The organism is Pseudomonas sp. MWU12-2345 (assembly GCF_023242385.1).
Classification (GTDB): domain Bacteria; phylum Pseudomonadota; class Gammaproteobacteria; order Pseudomonadales; family Pseudomonadaceae; genus Aquipseudomonas; species Aquipseudomonas gingeri_D.
Genome location: NZ_JALLJA010000006.1, coordinates 24,827 through 45,422, shown reverse-complemented (window position 1 = coordinate 45,422; position 20,596 = coordinate 24,827). Strand labels below are relative to the sequence as shown.

The window sequence follows — 20,596 nt, the reverse complement described above, 5'->3', positions numbered from 1 at the left end:
ACTATTTACGTCCCTAACCCTTAGACCGGCATCTGCATGATGTCTTGATACGCCTGGACCAGCTTGTTGCGCACCTGGGTCAAGGCCTGGAACGAGACACTGGCTTTCTGCGAGGCGATCATGACGTCCGTCAGGTCGACACCGCTCTTGCCGATTTCGAACGCCGTGGACAGCTGGCCAGAGGCTTGCTGCACGTCGTTGACCTTGTTGATGGCATTGCCGAGCAAATCGGAAAAGCTGCTGCCACTGACTTCCGGCGCGGCCACAGCCGATTTGGGTTGAGCCATGGCATCCATTTGCATGGAGCGCATGTCCAGCATCAATCGATTAAATTCAACACCCTGGCTCATGAACGTCTCTCTCCGGCGGCCTGCAATTTTTTGACACTTGTGCAGCTGTTAGTGAAGGGTTAGCAACAAGGGTGCCAGCTCCTTGTCGTTCTCGAACAAAATCCGATACACGACACACAAGCCCGAATCGGCCTAGCTGGCAAACAGATAGGCCTCGACATCCATTCCGGCATCGCGCATCTGCGCCAGTTTGTAGCGCAGCGTACGCGGGCTGATACCCAGTCGCTCGGCAGCCTCCTTGCGCCGCCCGCGCTCGGCGCGCAGGGTGTCGATGATCATCTGGAACTCACGTCGACGCAGGTCGTCGCCCAGGCCACCTGCCTGCTCCCCCGCTACCGCCTCGACCAGCACCGGTTCGCCGACAGACGACCGGTTGGTCAGCACAAGCCCTGGCAGCGGCGCCGCGCCGACCGGGCCGGCCAGGCAGAAATCCTCGGCCTGGATCAGCCCACCCTGCTGCAGGATCAGCGCCCGCTGGATCGCATTGTCCAGTTCGCGCACATTGCCCGGCCACGGATAGCCGATCAGACAAGCCTGCGCCTGGGGCGACAGTCGAACAGAGGCATGTTTCATTTTGGCGCTGTGCTTGGCAAGTAGACGTTCGGCCAACGGCAGAATATCGGCGGTACGCTCGCGCAACGGACGCCAGGCCAGCGGAAAAACCGACAGGCGATAGTAAAGGTCCTCACGGAAGCGTCCCGCCGCCACTTCTCCCGCCAGGTCGCGGTTGGTGGTGGCCACCACGCGGATATCCAGGGTGATCGGTTTGCGTGCACCGACCCGCTCGACCTCGCGCTCCTGGAGCACACGCAGCAGCTTGGCCTGGAGACCCAGGGGCATTTCGGAAATCTCATCGAGCAGGATGGTCCCGCCATCGGCCTGCTCGAACTTGCCGGCCTGGGCCGCGATGGCCCCCGTGAACGAGCCTTTTTCGTGGCCGAACAGGGTGGCCTCAAGCATATTGTCGGGAATCGCCGCGCAGTTGATGGCGATAAACGGCTGGCTGGCACGGGGTGATTGCTGGTGGATATACCGCGCCAGCACCTCCTTGCCGGTGCCGGACTCGCCAGAAATCAGCACCGTCGAATCGCTGCGCGCTACCCGCGCCGCCAGCTCGAGCAACTGCGCACTGGCCGGCTCCGAGGCGATCGGCCCCTCGCTGTCTGACGCGCCCGGCTGCCCCAGGGCATGCCGAGCCACCAGATCGAGCAGGGCCTTGGGCTCGAATGGTTTGACCAGATAATCGGCCGCGCCCTGGCGCATCGCATCCACCGCCCGCTCCACCGCCCCGTGGGCGGTCATCAGCAATACCGGCAATTGCGGCTGGCGCGCGCGCAGCAGGCCGAGCAACTGATGTCCGTCCATGCCCGGCATATTGACGTCACTGATCACCAGGCCGAACGACTCCGCGGCCACCGCCTCGAGTGCTTCCTCGGCCGAACCGACCGCGTGGAACCGATGCCCGGCCAGCAGCAAGGTATCGGCCAGCGCCTCACGCAAGGCATGATCGTCCTCGACCAGCAGGACCTTGAGCAGCGGTCTCATTGTTGAGCCTCCTCCATGGCGCCAGGAATCAGCGGCAGGCAGACCATCGCACAGGTGCCACGCCCCAGCCGCGATTGTAATTGCATGTCGCCCTGATGCGCCCGGGCAACGGCCTTGACCACCGCCAGGCCGAGGCCGGTGCCGGTGGTCTTGGTGGTAAAGAAGGGTTCGCCCAGGCGCAGCAGCACGGTCGGGTCGATACCCGAGCCATTGTCACTGACGCACAGGCGCAAGGTCGCGCCACGGGCGTACAGGTGCACCTTCAGGCGCACCTGTACGCCCGTGGCGGCCTGCTGGGCGTTTTCGATCAGGTTCAGCAGCGCGCCCACCAGGGTGTCGCGATTGCACAGCAACTCACCGACATGACTGTCGCACTGCCAGCGCACCGAGGCGCCCTGGACATGGGTCTGCGCCGCTGCCTGCAGCGCCTGCATCAAGCCATTGGGCGTCAGCCGATCGGTCAGCGGCAGCTCGCCACGGGCGAACACCAGCATATCGCGGACCTGGTGCTCCAACTCATGCAGGCGCTCCTTCAAGCGCCCGGCAAAGCGTTGCTGGGTCTCGACCGGCAAGGCCTGCTCGGCGAGATGGCTGGCATAGAGCAAGGCCGCCGAGAGCGGCGTACGGATCTGGTGCGCGAGGGACGCAACCATGCGCCCGAGCGAGGACAGGCGCTCGTGCCGGGCCAGTTGATCCTGCAGGCGACGGGTTTCAGTCAGGTCATTGAGCAGCACCAACTGTCCCGGCTCGGCATCCAGCGAGCGGGTGGAGATCGACAGACGCCGGCCGTCCTTGAGGGAGATCTCATGACCGTCGTCTTCACGTGGAGCAAAGCAACGAGCGATCACCTGACGCCAGAGCTCGCCGACCAGAGGCAGGCCGAGCAACTCCCGGGCCGCCGGATTGGCTTCGCTGACGATCCCCAGGGAATCGATGACGATGACCCCGCCCGGCAACAGGTCGAGCAGGTTCTGCAAACGATTGGCCAAGCGCTCTTTTTCCGCCAGTTCGGCCATGCGCTGGGCGCTGACCACGGCCAGCTCGCCCTTGAGCTCGGTGACCCGGGCCTCAAGCAGGCTGTAGGAATCGTTGAGTTGCGTCGACATCTGATTGAACAGCGAGAAAGCCTGCTCCAGACCCAACCGACCGGCCTGCTCGACGGACGACGAAGATCCCGAGGCTTCAGGGACAGGTGACATCGGGGCGGCTTGGGGCATGGTGCTCTCTCGCTTGGCTGACCGTCATTTAAACGGAACGTTACAAGAGGCTTAGCAATACCCGTGCCGAAAAAAAACCAGCCATTTTTCAGCAGCTTGAAAAACAGGCGTCAATCATCCGCCTGTTCATCACCCTCGCGACGGCTCATCCCGTACTTGCGCATCTTCTCCACCAGGGTGGTGCGACGGATACGCAGGCGCTCGGCGGCGCGCGCCACGATGCCATTGGCGTCGTCCAGCGCTTGCTGGATCAGGCCCTGCTCGAGGCCACCGAGGTAGTCCTTGAGATCCAGGCCTTCGGGCGGCAGCATCGCCGAGGTGGTGAAGTCCGGGGTATGGCCGTTGATCGCGACCCGCTCTTCGAGGTCGCTGCGCAGGCTGTCCACCAGTTGCTCGTCTTCGTCATCGACGTAGCGGAATTTCTTCGGCAGCTCGGCGACGCCGATCACCCCATACGGATGCATGATCGCCATGCGCTCCACCAGGTTGGCCAGCTCGCGGACGTTGCCCGGCCAGGCGTGACGGCACAGCGACATGATCGCCGCCGAATTGAAGCGAATGGAACCGCGCTTTTCGTGTTCCATGCGCGAGATCAATTCGTTCATCAGCAACGGAATGTCTTCGACCCGCTCACGCAGCGGCGCCATCTCGATGGGGAACACGTTCAGGCGGTAGTAGAGATCTTCGCGAAAGCTGCCGACCTCGATCATGCTTTCGAGGTTCTTGTGGGTGGCCGCGATGATGCGCACATCGATGCTCTGGGTCTTGTTGCTGCCCACGCGCTCGAAGGTCCGCTCCTGCAGCACGCGCAACAGCTTGACCTGCATCGGCAGCGGCATGTCACCGATCTCGTCGAGGAACAGGGTACCGCCGTTGGCCAGCTCGAAACGCCCGGCACGGGTGGTGATGGCCCCGGTAAAGGCGCCCTTCTCGTGACCGAACAGTTCGCTTTCCAGCAACTCGGCCGGGATCGCCCCGCAGTTGACCGGCACGAAAGGCGCGTCGCGGCGCTTGGAGTGATAGTGCAGGTTGCGCGCCACCACTTCCTTGCCGGTGCCGGACTCGCCAAGGATCAGCACGCTGGCGTCGGTGTCGGCCACTTGCTGCATCATCTGGCGCACATGCTGGATGGCACGACTGGTGCCGACCAGGCTGCGGAACAGGTTGGGCTCGCGCTGCCGGCCGCGCTCACGGGCCTGGTCATACATCTCGCGATAGACCTGGGCGCGGTGCAGGGAGTCGAGCAACTTGCTGTAGCTGGGTGGCATTTCCAGGCTGGACAGGACCCGGCGACGCTGGTCTTCGGGCAGGTCGGCAGAAGAAATTTCGCCGAGAAGCAACACCGGAAGGAACTCATCCCAGGTTGACAGTGTCCTAAGCAAGCCTGTCAGTCCGCTCACGGCATTGACCGTCCCGATCAGGACGCACAATACCTCACGACTGGACGACAAGGGGCCGACCATCTGCTGCCAGTCATCGCTGGTGCAGGAAATATTTTCTTCGCCGAGAAAATTTAAGATCACCGCCAGGTCGCGGCGGCGAACGCTATCGTCATCGATCAGCAGAATTTTGGTTTCACGCCACATGCAATAGCAACTTCCCTAGTCAACTCGATGCCCGGTATGGGTGGGGCAAGCTAGACATCCGAGGCCGGACAGGGCCTCCAAGGACGACTGAAATCTGGAAACAGCACTAGTTAAGTCAAAAAAGCGTACATAGTCAAATTTATGGCGCAATACGGTTCGATTAACCCAACATTAACCGAACAGATGGTAAACCTTTGCGGCGCTCCTTGCTTGCTGGATCTTCGACATCTCATCGACTATTGACTGACGTTCGGTCATCGCAGCTTCCAGCAACTGACGATAGACGTGCAACAACTTCTCAAGCTTGACGCGCAGCGCATCCTCGTCCAACCCCGTCTCGACCAGCACATCTTCCATGCAAGCGCGGCAGGCCAGGTCCAGCTGGGTGATGGCCTCCCAGTCACGCTCGGCCAAAGCCCTTACCAGGGCCTCGCGGGTTTCTTCGATACGCTGCAGTACGAGACTCATGATGCGCTCCTTAGAACTGCGGACCCGGTGGTGCGATAGCGTCCCAACCTTCCTTGACCGTTGTCAGCAGGCCGGCGACTTCGTCGAGCATCCCGATGTCCGAGTTTACATTGGCTTGCAGCAGGCGCGTCATCATATAGGCGTAAAGATTGTCCAGATCGGTCAGCGAATCGGCTGACTTTTCCAGATCCAGGCCCTCGCGCAAACCACCGACAATATCGATGGCCTTGCCGATGGCGACTCCCTTGGCGGGGATGTCCTTACGCTCGATGGCACCTTTGGCCTGGGCGATACGATCCAGGCCACCTTCCATCAACATCTGCACCAGGCGGTGAGGACTGGCCTCGGAGGTCTGAGCCTGGGCTCCTACCTTCTGGTATTGCCGAAGGGCTAGCATCGGATTCATGTTCTACCTCATTAACACTCAAGGGTTCGTATAAGAAGTGTATCGCCTTTGAGTCACAAAACTTTAGACCCAGAAGGCAAAAACCCGGCACGCGCTAAACGCGGCCGGGCTTTTTGGCGAGCTATCGGAGGTTAGCCCGACTTCTGCGCGGTCAACGAAGCGAAGAACGACGTGATGCTGTCCCCCTGTGCCTTCAACTGCCCGACCAACGCGTCCATGGCGTTGTACTTGGCCGTCAGGGTCGCAGTCAGGTTGGTGACATGCAGATCCAGTGCCGCTTGCTGACTCGCCAGGGCGCTGGCCTGGGTGTTCAAGCTGGTGCTGCGCTGATCGAGCAAACCGCCGGTCTGGACGTAGGGGGCGATCGCCGCGGTCATCCGCGCCAACACACCGTCCGCCCCCGCGTTGGCGGTGGTACCGGTAAACAGCGTCTGCACCTGGCCACTCAAACCATCGGTGGTCATCGCCCGGTTGAACGTGGTGGAGTTGAAATTCAATTGCCCCGTCTGCGGATCGGTCCCCACCCCCAGTTGCGAGAGCACCGCCAACTTATTACCCGGCCCGGGCGTGGTGAGCACGCCACGGATACTGGCAATCAGTGCCCGAGGCATGGAGTCACCGGTAAACGCCGCTGGCTTGCTATTACCACTGGAGTCGGTCGTCGGGGTACTGAGAGTACCGATGGTCGTCATCAAGCTGTTGTAGGCGCTCACGAACGTCTGGATCGAGGTCTGCAGACCGCTGGTGTTGGTGCCCACGGTGACCACCGAAGTAGAACCCGCACCTCCAGTCCCCGAGAGCAGGTTCAGTGTCAGACCACTGACGGCACCGGTGACGGTATTGGTCTTGCTGGTAACCGTCAGGCCATCAATGGTGATACTTGCATCCTTGGCCAGACCATTGACCGCGCCCGAGCTTGAAGCTGTCGGGGGATTGGCCATTGCCTGGGTACCGTCGATTGTCAGGCCGGCAATACCACTGACCGACAAGTCGGAACCCGCGCCAGTGGTGTTGGAGCCGAACACAAGACGCGCCGCACCGCTACTGTCGGTCACGATGTTGGCGGAAATACCGTTGCCCGCCAGCGTGGAGTTGATCGCGTCACGGGTGCTCTGCAGCGTTGCATTGGCCGGGATGGTGACATTGTAATTAGTGCCATTCTGACTGATGGTCAGGGTACCACTCGGAATGGCACTGGTTGCACCGCCGGAAAAAGAAGCACTGGAAACCTTCGAACTCGTGGCGAGGTTATTCACCGTAATACTGTAGTTACCGGCTACCGCGGTATTGTCAGTGGTGGCCGTCAATACGGACGGTGATCCGGAGGTTGCCGAGAAGCCGGCGAACTGCGGAGTAGTCGAGCTGTTGAGGGCGGCCAGTGCGGTCTGGAAGGTCGTCAACGCACTCTTCAGCGAACCCACGCCGGAAAGCTTCAGCGTGTTGGTTGTTTGCGACGAGCTGATCTGCTGCGTTGCGGCACTTGAATCAGCATTGACCAACGCGGTCACGATCGAGCCGATATTCAGGCCGGAACCCAGGCCCGTAGTTGGTACAATTGGACTTGCCATGTTTATCTCCCTTCAATTTGCAGCCAGTCTTTTGACCCTTACCAGCGCCAAAGGCAACTGCACACACGATTCATGCCAGCTGTCAGGCTTTCGCATCAAACAGCACATTACTCGCTGAACTCAGACTGTCAGCCAGTTTCAACGCTTCCTCGGATGGGATCTGTCGAACCACCTCGCCGCTGTCGCTGGCGATCACCTTGACCACGACTTGCCCGGAGTGCTCGTCGATGGAAAATTCCAGGTTGCGCTTGATTGATTGAACGAACTTCTCGATATCCTGCACAGCCTGCTTGAGCCTGTCGGAAGAGCCCGAATCCTTGCTGGTGGCTGAAACGGGTGTTACCGGATCCGCCTGAGGCGCCGCCGTAGCCGGTACCGGCTTGTCGGCAACAGGAGTGGAACTGGCCGGCGTAACAGCGGGGTAAGACAGACTAAGCTTTACACTCATGTCCATTTCCATCACCTCTCAACGTGAAAAAGCGAGAGAGCGTGACCAGCACACCCCCCCGCCAAAACTTATTCCGAAATTACTGAAGCAACTTCAGTACAGCGGAAGGCAGTTGGTTGGCCTGAGCCAGAACCGAGGTAGAAGCCTGTTGCAGGGTTTGCTGCTTGGTCAGTTCTGCGGTTTCAGCGGCGAAGTCGGTGTCTTGTACGCGACCCTGTGCAGCGGTCACGTTCTGAGTCACGTTCTGCAGGACGGAGATGGTGCTGGTCAGACGGTTCTGCGAAGCACCGAGGTTGGCACGGGTAGCACCGATGGCGGCGATTGCAGCGTCGATCGCGGTGATCGCGTTGTCGATGTTGGAGGCGGCTGCGGCGCTGGTGGCACCGGTCAGAACCAGAGTACCGCTATCCACGGACAGGCTGACGGCGTCGAACTTGGAGCTCAGGGTCAGGCTGATCTGGTTGGCCGAACCGGTGTTGGAACCCACTTGCAGGGTCACGACGCCAGCAGAACCGTTCAGCAGGAACTTGCCGTTGATCTGGGTGCTCGCGGAGATACGAGTCAATTCGTCCGACATCTGGGCGAATTCGGAGTTGGTTGCGGTCTGGTCAGCGGTGCTGTTGGTACCGTTACGGGCTTGAACAGCCAGTTCACGCATACGCTGCAGAATGTCGGTGTCGGTTGCCATCGCGCCGTCGGCGGTCTGTGCCAGGGAGATACCGTCGTTGGCGTTCTTGATCGCAACGGTCTGACCACGGATCTGGCTGCTCATACGAGTAGAGATCTGCAGGCCGGCAGCATCGTCCGCGGCGCTGTTGATTTTCAGGCCGGAAGACAGGCGCTGCATGGCGGTGGAGAGAGCGTTCGCCGCGTTATTCAGGTTCTTCTGAACAGACAGGGAAGTGACGTTAGTGTTTACACTCAGAGACATGACGAAATCCTCGTTGGTTGGGTACTGCGGCTTCCGGCCCTGGCAAGCGCCGGGTATGGCCTAGAGAACCTTCGTAATAGTTATCGTCGGGATTGCAAGTTGCTTGAGGGCTTTTTTCAAAAATTTTGCCATCACCCTGCCACCCCTTTGAAAACAAGGGCTTGGCGCCCTGCTCCAAGAGGAAAAATGACGTCAGGGAATTGCCGCCGATTCCAGCAGCCCCACCAGTTCGTACTCCATCCAGTCGGCCAGCCCCAACCAGTCCTGGGATTCCTGGCAAACCAGCATTCGGGTCAGCAGTTGCGCCCACTGCTGCCGAACCTCCCCAGGCGCGCTCGCCAACGCCAACTGCGCGGCATCGAACACCTCGACCATGTTCAAGGCCGCCTCCACATCACGACCCAGACGAAACAGCCCGGCGCACTCGCGGGCATCCTCGACACACTGCGCCAGCCGGCTCATTGGACAAACTCCTGGTCGAACCCGGTACCGACGATCTGCGCCCCAGCCCTGCTGCTGTTGAGGAATGCCACCTGCGGGTGACGGGCGATATAGCGCTCCAACTCCACCAGGTAACGACGGAAGTTCAACTGCGTCCTGACCCGTTGCCCCTGGCCGTCCAGTACCCAGTGCTGCGCCAGGTCGACACCCGGGCCGAGATCGCCATCCTTCCAGCCCGCATGGGTCTTGTTCATCGGGAAGGCGAAGTCGGCGCCGAACAGGGTGATGCGCGCCGCGCCCATCTTCACCGCCAGGTCGACCGCCGGGTGCAGCACGCTGCCGCCGACGAACAACAGGCCGCGCCGGTACCGCTCACGTACCGAGGCATAGATCGGACTGATGGAATAGCCGCCGTAACGCGGGCCTTTCCAGGCGTGCAGCACCTGGGGATCGCTCATCGGCATATAGACCAGGGGAATACCGTCGGACGCTTCGACGGGCAAATGTCGGAAACCGATGCGCTGGTCGATGCTGACCACCATATCCGGCCGGATCCCCTGCTCACGCAAAGGCCGGTAGGCAGTGTCGACACTGATGAACAACGGCCGGTCCGGCTGCTCGCTGATCGCGCGCAACTTGGCGAACTGCTGCTCCAGCGTCGGCCCGGTGCCGATCACATAGATATGCTGGCCCGGACGCGTCGCAAACAGCTCGGTGACATCGCGGTCCGCACCAAACACCTCGCGGGTGTCCAGCAGACGCTGGACGATAACCGCGGACTGCGGATCGAACTCGCGATTATTGAAGGTCAGGTGTACCTCGCCGACCAGACGATCACGCATCCGCGCATTGCAATCATCGGCCAGCACCAGTTCGGCCGGCAGGGCAAAAAACGGCAAGAGAATCTCGGGATGGTCGGCGGCGTAGCTCAGATCGACCCGAGGATCGGTCAGCCAGGATTGCTGATCCAACAGCCCCAGCACCAACTTGAACAACGCGCCATTGAGGACATGGACACACAGGCGTTTCAGGCTCGGGCGCTCCAGCAGGATCTGTTGCAGATCGCCCAAGCCGGTGCCGTAGAGGTGCAGCAAGTCGCTGTCCGGCGGCAGACTGGCGGCCTGCAGGCGGGCCTCGGCGACGCGATCATGCCGACTGGTGAGCTGGATGCCACCCACGCTCAGGGTCGAGCCCAGCCCTTCCAGCAGTTCGACCGGCAACGACTCGCTGTCCTCGGCCAATAGCCGCGCCAGCAAACCCGGCCAACGGTCGCCGATGACCTGCAGATTCTGCTCGAAACTTTCGCTCATGCCGCCGCCCTCAACTTCCGCGCAAAAAAATGGCGCTCAAGGTTATCTCACCTGGAGCGCCATTTTGCGACCCTTGGCATCAAGGCCGATGAATAATCGCCGATCCCCACGACAAGCCCACGCCAAAGCCACTGAGGGCCACGCGCTTCCAGGTCGAGTCCAGGACATGTTTCTCCAGCAACAACGGAATACTCGACGACACCGTGTTACCGGTCTCGACCATGTCCTTGATGAACTTCTCCGGCTCGCCCTCGAAACGCCGCGCCACGGCATCCACGATCGCCGCGCTGCCCTGGTGAATGCAGAACGCATCGATATCGTCCGCCTGCAGGCCGGACTCTTCCAGCAACTCGTGCAGGTGCGCCGGAACCTTGAGCAAGGCGAAGTTGAAGACCTGGCGGCCGTTCATGAAAAACACGCCATTGCTGACCTTCAGATGCGGCGCGCCGGACCCGTCGGTGCCGAACTTGGCCTTGCCCAACTGCCAGGGCGCGTCTTCACCCATCCAGGTGGCCGTCGCCGCATCGCCGAAAAGCATGGTGGTGTTGCGATCTTCCGGATCGACGATCTTCGAATACGGGTCGGCGGTGACCAACAGGCCGTTCTTCAGACCCGCCGCTTCCATGAAACCCTTGATCGCGTAGATGCCATAGACATAACCGGAGCAACCCAGGGAAATATCGAACGCCGCCACGTTGGTGGGCAGGCCGAGTTTGTCCTGGACGATGGCGGCGGTATGCGGCAGGCCTTCCTCATCGCCGTTCTGGGTGACCACGATCAGCGCGTCGATGGATTCGCGCTTGAGCTCGGGATTGCGGGCGAACAGCGCATTCACGGCTTCGACACACAGGTCCGAGGTTTCCTGACCGTCATCCTTGCGTGGCAGGAAGGCCGAACCGATCTTGCCGAGGATGAAGGCTTCATCCTTCTCGAATTTTGCACCTTGTGCGTAATTGTCCACGCCGGCTACAGGCACGTAGCTCGCAATGCTCTTTATGCCAATCATTACGGCTTCCCAATAATAAACAGCTGAAAACCCTCGTTCACCAGGACCGAGGGCTGCCGACAAACAGAGATTTGACGCCGCCCACGGGGGAGCGACTGCCGGAAGAGTAAAAGGCTATCACCGGACTCTTTATGAAGCCGGGCGCCATCTTCCAGGTCGATACAATACAGTGAAGATGCGCGTTATGACTCGCAGGTCACGCTATTTTGCCGAATCAGCGCGACAAAACACTATTCGACCAGCGACCAGGACAGCGGCGTCCCACGCTTGAGGGCCTGTCGGGCCGTGCGCCCGAGCACGGCGTCGAGATGCCGGGGTGCCAGTCCCAGACCGGGGCGGATCGCCCGCAGGTTGTCGGCGCTGAAGGTTTCACCCGCGGCCATATCGCGGGTGATATACAGCGAGCGGCGATACACCAGGGACTTGCGTTCCGCCTCGGTAACGCCGTAGTGCACCTGGCCCAGGGCCTGCCAGGCGCGTTCGGTCTCGATGACCAGGCTGGCCAGTTCCGCCGGCTCCAGGGAAAAGCTCGAGTCCACCCCGCCATCAGCGCGATCCAGGGTGAAATGTTTCTCCACCACCGTTGCCCCCAGGGCCACCGCGGCTACCGCCACCCCCACGCCCATGGAGTGATCGGACAAGCCGACCTGGCAGCCGAACAATTCGCTCAGGTGAGGAATGGTTCGCACATGGCTGTTTTCCGGGCTGGCCGGGTAGGTGCTGGTGCATTTGAGCAGTACCAGGTCCTTGCAACCGGCAGCCCGGGCGGCGCGCACGCTCTCATCCAGCTCGGCGACACTGGCCATGCCGGTGGAAATGATCAGCGGCTTGCCGGTCGCGGCCACACGCCGGATCAACGGCAGATCGGTGTTTTCGAAGCTGGCGATCTTGTAGGCCGGCACGTCGAGGCTTTCGAGAAAGTCCACCGCCGTTTCATCGAAAGGCGTGGAAAACGCCAGCATGCCCAGCTCCCGGGCACGGGCGAAGATCGGCGCGTGCCACTCCCAGGGCGTATGGGCCTTTTCATACAAGGCATAGAGCGACGAGCCAGCCCATAGGCTGGCCGGGTCCTGGATAAAGAACTCGCCTTCGTCCAGGTCCAGGGTCATGGTCTCGGCGGTATAGGTTTGCAGCTTGAGCGCATGGGCACCGGCCTTGGCCGCCGCTTCGACAATGCGCAGCGCCACCTCCAGCGACTGGTTATGGTTGCCGCTCATCTCGGCAATGATGAAGGGTGGCGCGTCCGCGCCTATGACCCGCTGGCCGATCTTGAAACTAGTCATGGTGCTGATCCTTTACCACGCGCTCGAAACGGCAGGCCGACTGGACATAACCGCCGTGACGGAACAATTCGATGGAAGCCGGATTATCCGGCAGTACCTGGGCGTCGATCACCGTCACCTGCGGCCAGTGCTCGCCCACGGCGGCTTCGCCACGAGCCAGCAGCGCCCGGCCCCAACCGAGACCGGCGCGGCCCTGGAACAGATACAGCGAGACTTCCGCGCGACTGCCCGCCAGATCGTAGCGCAGCACGCCCACCGGGCCATCCGCGGCCTCGGCGATCAATAGCAGGCGTCCGGGGTTGAGCAGGCTCGCGGCCAGCCAGGCCTGATGCGCCTCCCAGCCGATGGGCTCGGAACTCAACGAGGCACGGCGTACCGACTCGGCGTTACGGCCGTCGAACAACAACTGCGAATCCGCGACCGTGACCCGGCGCAAGGCCAGACTGGAGCCGGCCAAGGCCACGGCAAACCGTCGCGCCCCCAGGCCATCCACCAGACGCCGCGACTGCGCGGCCAGGCTGCGCCGCAGACTGACATTGCCCAGGACAAAACCGATGGCCTGGCGCAGGCTGTCGACCGTCACCTCGTCGCTGCTGCCCAGGTAGACATGCACCCCGGCGGCCGCCAGCCGCTCGGCATTCGCCCGCTGATTCTCCGCCACGGCAATGCACAGGGTCGGCAGGCCGAGGACCGCACGTTCCCAACTGGTACCGCCACCGGCCCCGATAAACAGATCGGCCCGGGCCATCAGCGCGGCGAAATCGCTGACAAAAGTCTGCACCCGCCACTGCGGACGATCAACCGCCATGGCCTGGATCGAAGCCAGCATCGGGTTGGCGGTGCCGGCGATAAAATCCACTTCCAACTCGTTGAAGTCCGCCAGGGACTGAATGGCCTTCCAGGTTTCGCCGGCCGCATCCAGGCCGCCAAAATTCACCATTACCCGCCGGGGCTGCAAGACGATCGGCACAGCCCCCTGGCGGAACTCATCACGAATCAGCGCGTAACGGGGGCCGAAGAGCTCACGGCAGGGCCGCAAGCAGCGGTGGGCGTACTCGGGGTCGCCGGCGGTGAAATTCTGGTCGAAGAGCAGATCCACGGCATGCTGGCGATTGTTCAGGTCGTCGATCGCCGCAATCTGCCGCGCCCACTGGCGAGCGGCGGTTTGCCAGGCGTGATCGAGGCCATAGTGATCGACGATAATCCAGTCGAAGACCGGCTCGGTGACCAGGCAGGCACCCAGCGCGGCGATATCCGCCTGCCACGGCAACGGGGCCTCGATGTCCGCACCGGGCTCCTCGCCTGCGTACTCGGCCGGCAACGCCAGGGCCTGAAAGCCCTGCTCGGCGATACGTGCCAACGAATGGCCGGGCAAGGCCCGACAGGCGAACAGCACCTCGGCACCACCACTGCGCAGCACCTGCGCGAGGCTCAGGCAGCGCGCCACATGCCCGCTGCCAATGGCCGGCGAGGCATCGGCACGGATCAACACTCTCATGGCTCCAGCTCTCCACCAGCCAGCAACGCGCTGTAAAGGTACTCGGCGCGCCGCCAGTCCTCGTCGGTGTCGATGTCCTGGACCAGATGGCGCGGCAGGATGACCGGCAGGCTTTTTTCCGAAAACAGCGCGTCGCCTCGCAGCCAGGCCGCGCTGCGCCCCCAGTAGAACTGCCCGGCATCCTGGAAGGCGCGGGGCAGATCCTGGGAACGGGTCTGTCGATGCTCGGGATACAGCGGCGTCAGCGCGCCGTCCGCGCCGAGCGTCAAAGCGCGCTGTACCGGAAAACCGAATTCGCAAACCGAAAACGCAAAGGACTTTTCAGCATGGGCTTCGAGCAGCTCCAGCCCCTGGCGCAAAAAACGCGCCTGCAACAACGGCGCCGTGGCGTAGATACAGCAGGCATGCTCAAACAGGTATCCGGCCTGCTGCAAGGCCTCCACCGCATGGGCGATCACAGCGGCAGTACCGGTGAAATCATCGGCCAGGGCCGCCGGACGCATAAACGGCACCTGCGCCCCCCGGGCCCGGGCCAGGGCAGCGATTTCCTCGTCATCGGTACTGACGATCACCCGCTCGAACAACCCCGAATCGAGCGCCAGGCGAATAGAGCGGGCAATCATCGGCTCGCCATGGAACAGCTTGAGATTCTTGCGCGGGATGCGCTTGCTGCCACCACGCGCCGGAATGATTGCAATCGCACTCAAGGACGTTTTTCCAGCAGGAACCAGTTGATATCGTCGGTCGGAAACTGCGGATCGCGGTGGTAACTGAAGCCGTAGTCCAGCAGTTGCAGGTCCGGATAACGATCGAGCATTTCCCCGGCAAAGTCACGCTTGAACAACTTGCCGCTGTTACCACGATAGGACACTTCCACCGGCACCGGGTTGTAGTACTCGGCAATCAGGATATAGCGTCCGCTCAGGGTGTATAGCTGCTCATAGGCCGTGGCCAGCAGCTCAGGCGCCAGGTGGATCAGCACGCCCTTGCTCAGGGTCAGGTCGAAGGTCCGCTCGCGCGGGTAGTCGAACAACGAACCGTGCCAGATCTCGGCGATGCCCAGCTCGCGCGCCTGCTCGCAGGCCTTGGCGTTGATCTCCACGCCCTGCAGGGCACACGCGGGCAGGAGCTGGTGCAAGGCCAGCAGGTTGTTGCCGGTGTTGGTGCCCAGTTCCAGCAGGCTGGAGAGCCGGCCGGTGCGCGCCAGGGCCTTGGCGAACAGCGCCAGGTTGGCGGCGACCAGCGCCTGCCCCTGGTTGCGGCCCACGTATTGATCGCCGAACTCGCCACGCCAGAACACTTCCTGTTCGCTGAACTCACGCATGTCGGGTGTTTATCCTCGGGCCATTGAGCGTCGTTTAACCGACAAGATTTCGTAATTGTTCGACCACATAGTCCTGCTGCTCCTCGGTGAGCAGCGGGAACAACGGCAGGCTGAGGGCTTCGCCGAAGTAACGCTCGGCTTCGGGGAAGTCACCGTCCTTGAAGCCCTGCTCGCGGTAGTAGGGTTGCAGGTGCACGGGAATGTAATGCAGGTTCACCCCGATGCCGGCTGCGCGCAAGGCGTCGAAGACTTCGCGCTGGCTGACCCTCATCTGTTCAAGCTGCAAGCGCACCACGTACAGGTGCCAGGCGGACTCGGCACCCGCCTGGGCCACCGGCAATTGCAGCGGTAGGTCGGCCAGCAAAAGGTCATAGCGGCCGGCCAGTTCACGGCGACGGGCGACAAAGCTGTCGAGCCGGGCCGTTTGCGACAGCCCCAGCGCGGCGTGCAGGTCGGTCATCCGGTAATTGAAGCCCAGTTCCAGTTGCTGGTAGTACCACAGCCCTTGCGCGGGAACGTTCATCTGCGCCGGATCACCGGTGATCCCATGGCTGCGCAGACGACGCAGGCGCTCGGCCAGTTCGGGGCTATTGGTCAGGACCATGCCGCCTTCGGCCGAGGTGATGATCTTCACCGGATGGAAACTGAAGATGGTCATCGCGGCAAAGGCACCGCAACCCACCGGTCGCCCGAGGTAGGATGCGCCGACCGCATGGGACGCATCCTCGATCAGCGTGAAGCCATAGCGCTCGGACAATGCGGCGATGGCGCGCATATCGCAACTCTGGCCGGCAAAGGCCACGGCCACCACCACCTTGGGCAACCGCCCGCCGGCCTCGGCAACCTCAAGTTTGCGCGCCAGCAGGCCGGCATCGAGATTCAAGGTCAGGGGGTCGATGTCGACGAAGTCCACCTCGGCGCCGCAGTAGCGAGCGCAGTTGGCCGAGGCGACAAAGGTATTCGGGCTGGTCCACAAGCGATCCCCCGGCCCCAGGTCCGCCGCCAGGCAGGCGATATGCAAGGCCGCCGTGGCATTGCACACCGCCACGGCAAAATCGGCCTGGCAATGTTCGGCCAACGCCGCCTCGAAGCGCGGGATGGTCGGTCCCTGGGTCAACCAGGGCGACTTGAGCACCTCGACCACCGCATCGATATCGGCCTGTTCGATGCTCTGGCAACCATAAGGAATCTGATAAGGCGTCATACCGGCAGCCCGGCGTGCAGATCGGCAATCTGCATCACGTCCAGGAAGTCAGGGTTGGTATCGGAGCGGTATTCGAAGTCCTCATCCACCGCCTTGCCGCGCTCCCCCAGACCGTCAACCGCGAAATCGACATCGACGCTGGTGAAACGAATCGACGGCTGGATGGTGTAGTGGTCGGCGAATTCCAGGGTCATGCGCGCGTCGTCCAGCGGCACCATCAACTCATGCAGCTTCTCGCCCGGCCGAATGCCCACGTGTTTGTGCGGCAGATGCGCGGCCATGCCGGACGCCAGGTCGACGATGCGGATCGACGGGATCTTCGGTACGAACACTTCACCACCGTGCATGCGCGCGAAGCTGTCGAGCACGAACTGCACACCATGGTCGAGGGTGATCCAGAAGCGGGTCATGCGCTCGTCGGTGATCGGCAGTTCCCGGGCCCCCTCGGCAATCAGCTTGTTGAAAAACGGCACCACCGAACCCCGAGAGCCGGCCACGTTGCCGTAGCGCACCACGGCAAAGCGGGTCGCCTGCTCGCCGGCGATATTGTTGGCGGCGACGAACAACTTGTCCGACAGCAGCTTGGTGGCCCCATAGAGGTTGATCGGGCTGGCCGCCTTGTCGGTGGACAGGGCGACAACCTTCTGCACGCCATTATCGATGGCCGCGGCAATGATGTTTTCCGCCCCGTTGACGTTGGTGCGAATGCACTCGGTGGGGTTGTACTCGGCCGCCGGCACCTGTTTCAGGGCCGCGGCATGCACGACAAAATCGATCCCGCGCATGGCCAGGCGCAAGCGCTCGGCATCCCGGACATCACCGAGAAAATAGCGCATGCACGGCGCGTTGAACGTCTGCTGCATCTCGTACTGCTTGAGCTCGTCGCGCGAGAACACCACCACCCGCCGCGGCTGGTACTGCTCCAGCAGACGACGGATGAAGTTGCGGCCGAACGAGCCGGTGCCGCCGGAGATGAAAATCGATTTGCCGTTGAACATACCGTGAGTCCCTTTAACTGTCTGCCAGGCTTAAACGAGCAACTGCGCCCATCCCACTGGACTGGCACTGCCCAGACTGAAACCTTTTCCTGTCAGGGACAGGTGCGGGTTGTAGGCCGGGTCGCGCTGGAAGTTCACCGCCCACTTCTCGAGCAGGGCCGCCAGAGCCTCTGGCGCCTCGGGCAGAAGACCCGGGTGGAACACTTGCACTTGCGGCGTCCACGACACCAGGCCGCCGACCTGGCCGATCTTGAGACACAGATCGACATCGGCGAAGGCCTCGGCGAAGTCGCCTTCGTCCAGGCCACCGACCGCCTCGAAGAACGCCTTGCGCACCATCAGGCACGTCGCCGAGACCGCCGAATAGTTCTGCTCCACCGCCAGCCGCTGCATATAGCCCCTGGCATCCGTCTTTTCACCGACAAAAGGCGAACCGACACCACCGTTCAAGCCGAGAATCAGCCCGGCCTGGGAGACCTTGGTATCACGGCTGTAGAGCTTGGCGCCGACCACGCCGACTTCCGGGCGCAAGGCCTGGTTGAGCAGCGACTCGATCCAGTTGGGGTTGACCACTTCGCTGTCTTGCGCGAGCAGCACCAGGTACTCACCCAGGGCCTGATCTGCCGCCGCGTTGCAGAATGCCGAGGTGCTCGACCAGTCGGCTTGCAACACACTGACTTTACCGGCCTGAGGCTGTTCTCGGAGCCAGGTCGTGAGGGCTTCGCTGTAGCTCGGGTGATCGGCCACCAGCACTTCGTATTTCAGGTAGCGGGTTTTTTGCAGCACTGCGCTCAGGCAGCGCTCCAGTTCGGCGAAGTCGGCCTGGCCATGGAGAATGATCGACACCAGCGGGCGTTCGGTATGCCGATAATCGACAAAGTAGCTGCCCGGATTCTGCGAAGTGACCTGGGCCTTGTAGCCCCGCGTGCCCAGGTGGCGCAGCAACGCCAGGCGCTCATGGGCGTTCTCTTCGAGTGCCGGTACGCTGGAAATCAGCAATGGCTCGTCCAGATGGGCCAGTCCGGCCATGCCGCCCTGCTCGATCAGACGCAGCAACAGATCGAATTCCAGGGCTTTGCTGAAGTCGGCCTTGTAGCCGCCAACCTCCAGCAAGACTTCACGGCGAATCAACCAGTGCCTGGCCATCAGCGCCGGTACGCTTTGTAGCAGGTCGAGGTTGAAGCTCGGACGGAACACATCGATCAGCGCGCCATTGGCGTCGCGCTGGATTTCATCGGTGGCCACCGCACGGCAGCCCTCGGCCGCGCGCAGTTCGAGACCGGCGCGCAACAAACCGCTGGCAGTGAACTCGTCACCCGCCTCGGCCAGCAACAGCCAGTCGCAGGGCAACTGGCGAGTGGTCTGGTTCAACTTGTCGACCAGGTTGCCCGGTGTCACCCGGATAAAGTGCAAGGTGTTCTGCAGGGTAGTCGCCGCCTGCGGCTCGCCCGTGGTGAAGACGACGATGCGGAAGGCCTTGCTGTGCCCTTCCAGCAGGCTATCGAGGGTGACCTGCAACTTACCGATGTCGTTGTTCAGGTCCAGTACCAGCAGGCCGAAGACCGGACCGCTGCCCTGCTCGACCTGGTAATCGCCGATCGCCTCAAGTTCGCCGGCAGACGGCTCGCGAACCTGCAGCCAATCGAGCAGGCGTCCCGAGAGCATCGCCTCGAAGGTCGAGCGATTGTCTTCAGTGGAAACGGCGTCCAGGCGCTCGGCCCAGGCGAACATATCCCGTGCCTCGTCCTCTTCGCCGAGAATCTCCAGTTGCCGGGCCAGGCGCTTGACCACCCGCCGGTTGAACAGGTTGCACTCCTGGGCCTGCCACAGGCGGTCCGCCACGCTTTCCGGGGTGTCGTTGTTGTGCGCGCGCATCAGCGCGTCCTGACGGGTCCATACACCCTCCAGTCCCATCAGTTGCACACGACCGGCCGGCATCGCATGGAGCAGGAATTCGAACTGGGTCAACTGATCGAAAAATGCCTGGTTGTAGTAAGGCATTTCCACGTACTGCTTGGGCCCGAAGCGCCGCACGGGTGCGTCCTTGATGCTGATCCAGGTGGATTCGAACAGCCCTTCCATGGTCAGTGCCCGTCCGGTGCGCAAGCTGTCGGTCATGGCTTCGAAACTTTCCAGGGCGAAGGCTTTGCCCTGTGCCGGATCAAGCCCTTCGATCGCGGTAGGCAGGGAGGCCAGGAACTCGGCAAAGGCTTCGCGCTCGGCCACCGACTTGGCATCGGTGTAGGTCAGCGAGTGGTAGACCTCGGTGCTGTGTTCCGAATCGCCATAGTTGACCTCACGGACCACATAGGGAATCGGCAGGATCCGCGCCTTGGCCCGGGCGAGCATGTAGTAGACATGGCCGATTTCCTGCCATTGGAAACTGGTGCCTTCAGGCAAGGCCGAATGCCAGTCGCGCATCAGGGCGGTACGATGGACGGCGTAGAACGGCGGCAGGTATTGGTACATATAGTCCACCACGCGATCCTGGGCCCGCTCGGAGGCGTAGTCCTCACAGACCTTCTTGTCGCGACGGTAGTAGCTGACGCTGCCCGCCAACGACAGGTACATCATGCAGTAACCATGGCACATGCCGTAGTCGGCATTGTTCTCCAGGAACGCAACCGCCTCGGCCAACGCCCCGTGAACGATAAAGTCGTCGTCGGCGGCAAACACCATGTACGGCGTGGTCACGCTCATCACGCCATGGGCGAACTTGTTCTGCAATTTCCAGTAGTCGTACTGCGGCACGTGCAGGTACTCGATCGAGTCATGCCCCTGCGCGACTTCGGCGTAGGCCACGGGGGAAGAGTCCAGCACCAGCAGTTTGCAAGGCAACGCGCTATAGAACTTCACCGCCCGACGCAGGAACGCCGGCCGGTTATGGGTAACCAGCACCACGGTCAACAAATCACCCAGGAGCTGCACATTCCCCTGAAGCGATGCCTGTTCAGAAACGTACTTGCCTTGCATAACCTTTCCCCAAAACTGCGAATCGACCAATGAACTCAGG

General features: G+C 62.0%; 19 protein-coding genes. All 19 read right to left on the bottom strand.

The annotated features are described in order from the left end of the window. Nucleotides 1-20: 20 nt before the first annotated feature. The 19 genes from fliE to M5C71_RS13950 all read right to left on the bottom strand — a co-directional run bounded on the left by fliE (nucleotide 21) and on the right by M5C71_RS13950 (nucleotide 20,556). Nucleotides 21-350 (bottom strand): flagellar hook-basal body complex protein FliE, encoded by a 330-nt coding sequence (fliE, locus tag M5C71_RS14040; RefSeq protein ID WP_103495961.1) that lies wholly within the window; start codon nucleotides 348-350, stop codon nucleotides 21-23. Between the two features lie 132 nt (nucleotides 351-482). Next, on the bottom strand, nucleotides 483-1,895 hold the full coding sequence (gene fleR / locus M5C71_RS14035; protein WP_103495962.1) for a sigma-54-dependent response regulator transcription factor FleR: 1,413 nt from the start codon (nucleotides 1,893-1,895) through the stop codon (nucleotides 483-485). Further along, entirely contained in the window at nucleotides 1,892-3,094 is a 1,203-nt protein-coding gene (locus tag M5C71_RS14030) for an ATP-binding protein (RefSeq protein WP_248768151.1), read from the bottom strand. Before M5C71_RS14030 ends, fleR begins: the two co-directional genes overlap by 4 nt. Nucleotides 3,095-3,222: 128 nt before the next feature. After that, complete coding sequence (locus tag M5C71_RS14025; protein WP_103495964.1) at nucleotides 3,223-4,698, bottom strand: sigma-54 dependent transcriptional regulator; 1,476 nt, start codon at nucleotides 4,696-4,698, stop codon at nucleotides 3,223-3,225. Nucleotides 4,699-4,869: 171 nt separating this feature from the next. After that, nucleotides 4,870-5,166, bottom strand: a complete 297-nt coding sequence (locus tag M5C71_RS14020; RefSeq protein WP_103495965.1) for a flagellar protein FliT — start codon at nucleotides 5,164-5,166, stop codon at nucleotides 4,870-4,872. Nucleotides 5,167-5,176: 10 nt separating this feature from the next. Then, nucleotides 5,177-5,572 (bottom strand): flagellar export chaperone FliS, encoded by a 396-nt coding sequence (gene fliS, locus M5C71_RS14015; RefSeq protein WP_103495966.1) that lies wholly within the window; start codon nucleotides 5,570-5,572, stop codon nucleotides 5,177-5,179. Nucleotides 5,573-5,703: 131 nt separating this feature from the next. Continuing rightward, nucleotides 5,704-7,140: a flagellar filament capping protein FliD gene (gene fliD, locus M5C71_RS14010; RefSeq protein WP_103495967.1), complete on the bottom strand. Its 1,437-nt coding sequence runs from the start codon at nucleotides 7,138-7,140 to the stop codon at nucleotides 5,704-5,706. A gap of 82 nt (nucleotides 7,141-7,222) precedes the next feature. After that, nucleotides 7,223-7,594 carry a flagellar protein FlaG gene (locus M5C71_RS14005; protein WP_103495996.1) on the bottom strand — a complete coding sequence of 124 codons (372 nt, stop codon included), beginning with the start codon at nucleotides 7,592-7,594 and terminating at the stop codon, nucleotides 7,223-7,225. Nucleotides 7,595-7,667: 73 nt separating this feature from the next. After that, nucleotides 7,668-8,519 (bottom strand): flagellin domain-containing protein, encoded by an 852-nt coding sequence (locus tag M5C71_RS14000; RefSeq protein WP_103495968.1) that lies wholly within the window; start codon nucleotides 8,517-8,519, stop codon nucleotides 7,668-7,670. A 192-nt stretch (nucleotides 8,520-8,711) separates the two neighbouring features. After that, nucleotides 8,712-8,981, bottom strand: coding sequence for a hypothetical protein (locus tag M5C71_RS13995; protein ID WP_152738491.1), 270 nt, complete (start codon nucleotides 8,979-8,981; stop codon nucleotides 8,712-8,714). Beyond that, nucleotides 8,978-10,270, bottom strand: coding sequence for a 6-hydroxymethylpterin diphosphokinase MptE-like protein (locus M5C71_RS13990; RefSeq protein WP_248768079.1), 1,293 nt, complete (start codon nucleotides 10,268-10,270; stop codon nucleotides 8,978-8,980). Before M5C71_RS13990 ends, M5C71_RS13995 begins: the two co-directional genes overlap by 4 nt. 79 nt (nucleotides 10,271-10,349) lie before the next feature. Beyond that, nucleotides 10,350-11,276 carry a ketoacyl-ACP synthase III gene (locus M5C71_RS13985; protein WP_103495971.1) on the bottom strand — a complete coding sequence of 309 codons (927 nt, stop codon included), beginning with the start codon at nucleotides 11,274-11,276 and terminating at the stop codon, nucleotides 10,350-10,352. Between the two features lie 230 nt (nucleotides 11,277-11,506). Next, entirely contained in the window at nucleotides 11,507-12,559 is a 1,053-nt protein-coding gene (gene pseI, locus M5C71_RS13980) for a pseudaminic acid synthase (protein ID WP_248768078.1), read from the bottom strand. Further along, nucleotides 12,552-14,057, bottom strand: a complete 1,506-nt coding sequence (gene pseG, locus M5C71_RS13975; protein WP_248768077.1) for a UDP-2,4-diacetamido-2,4,6-trideoxy-beta-L-altropyranose hydrolase — start codon at nucleotides 14,055-14,057, stop codon at nucleotides 12,552-12,554. Before pseG ends, pseI begins: the two co-directional genes overlap by 8 nt. Next, nucleotides 14,054-14,764, bottom strand: coding sequence for a pseudaminic acid cytidylyltransferase (gene pseF / locus M5C71_RS13970; RefSeq protein ID WP_103495974.1), 711 nt, complete (start codon nucleotides 14,762-14,764; stop codon nucleotides 14,054-14,056). Before pseF ends, pseG begins: the two co-directional genes overlap by 4 nt. Beyond that, entirely contained in the window at nucleotides 14,761-15,381 is a 621-nt protein-coding gene (locus M5C71_RS13965) for a pseudaminic acid biosynthesis-associated methylase (protein ID WP_248768076.1), read from the bottom strand. Before M5C71_RS13965 ends, pseF begins: the two co-directional genes overlap by 4 nt. A 34-nt stretch (nucleotides 15,382-15,415) precedes the next feature. Continuing rightward, complete coding sequence (pseC, locus tag M5C71_RS13960) at nucleotides 15,416-16,585, bottom strand: UDP-4-amino-4,6-dideoxy-N-acetyl-beta-L-altrosamine transaminase (RefSeq protein ID WP_103495976.1); 1,170 nt, start codon at nucleotides 16,583-16,585, stop codon at nucleotides 15,416-15,418. Beyond that, nucleotides 16,582-17,583 (bottom strand): UDP-N-acetylglucosamine 4,6-dehydratase (inverting), encoded by a 1,002-nt coding sequence (gene pseB, locus M5C71_RS13955; RefSeq protein WP_103495977.1) that lies wholly within the window; start codon nucleotides 17,581-17,583, stop codon nucleotides 16,582-16,584. Before pseB ends, pseC begins: the two co-directional genes overlap by 4 nt. A gap of 30 nt (nucleotides 17,584-17,613) precedes the next feature. Next, nucleotides 17,614-20,556, bottom strand: coding sequence for a TIGR00180 family glycosyltransferase (locus M5C71_RS13950; protein WP_248768075.1), 2,943 nt, complete (start codon nucleotides 20,554-20,556; stop codon nucleotides 17,614-17,616). Nucleotides 20,557-20,596 lie beyond the last annotated feature (40 nt).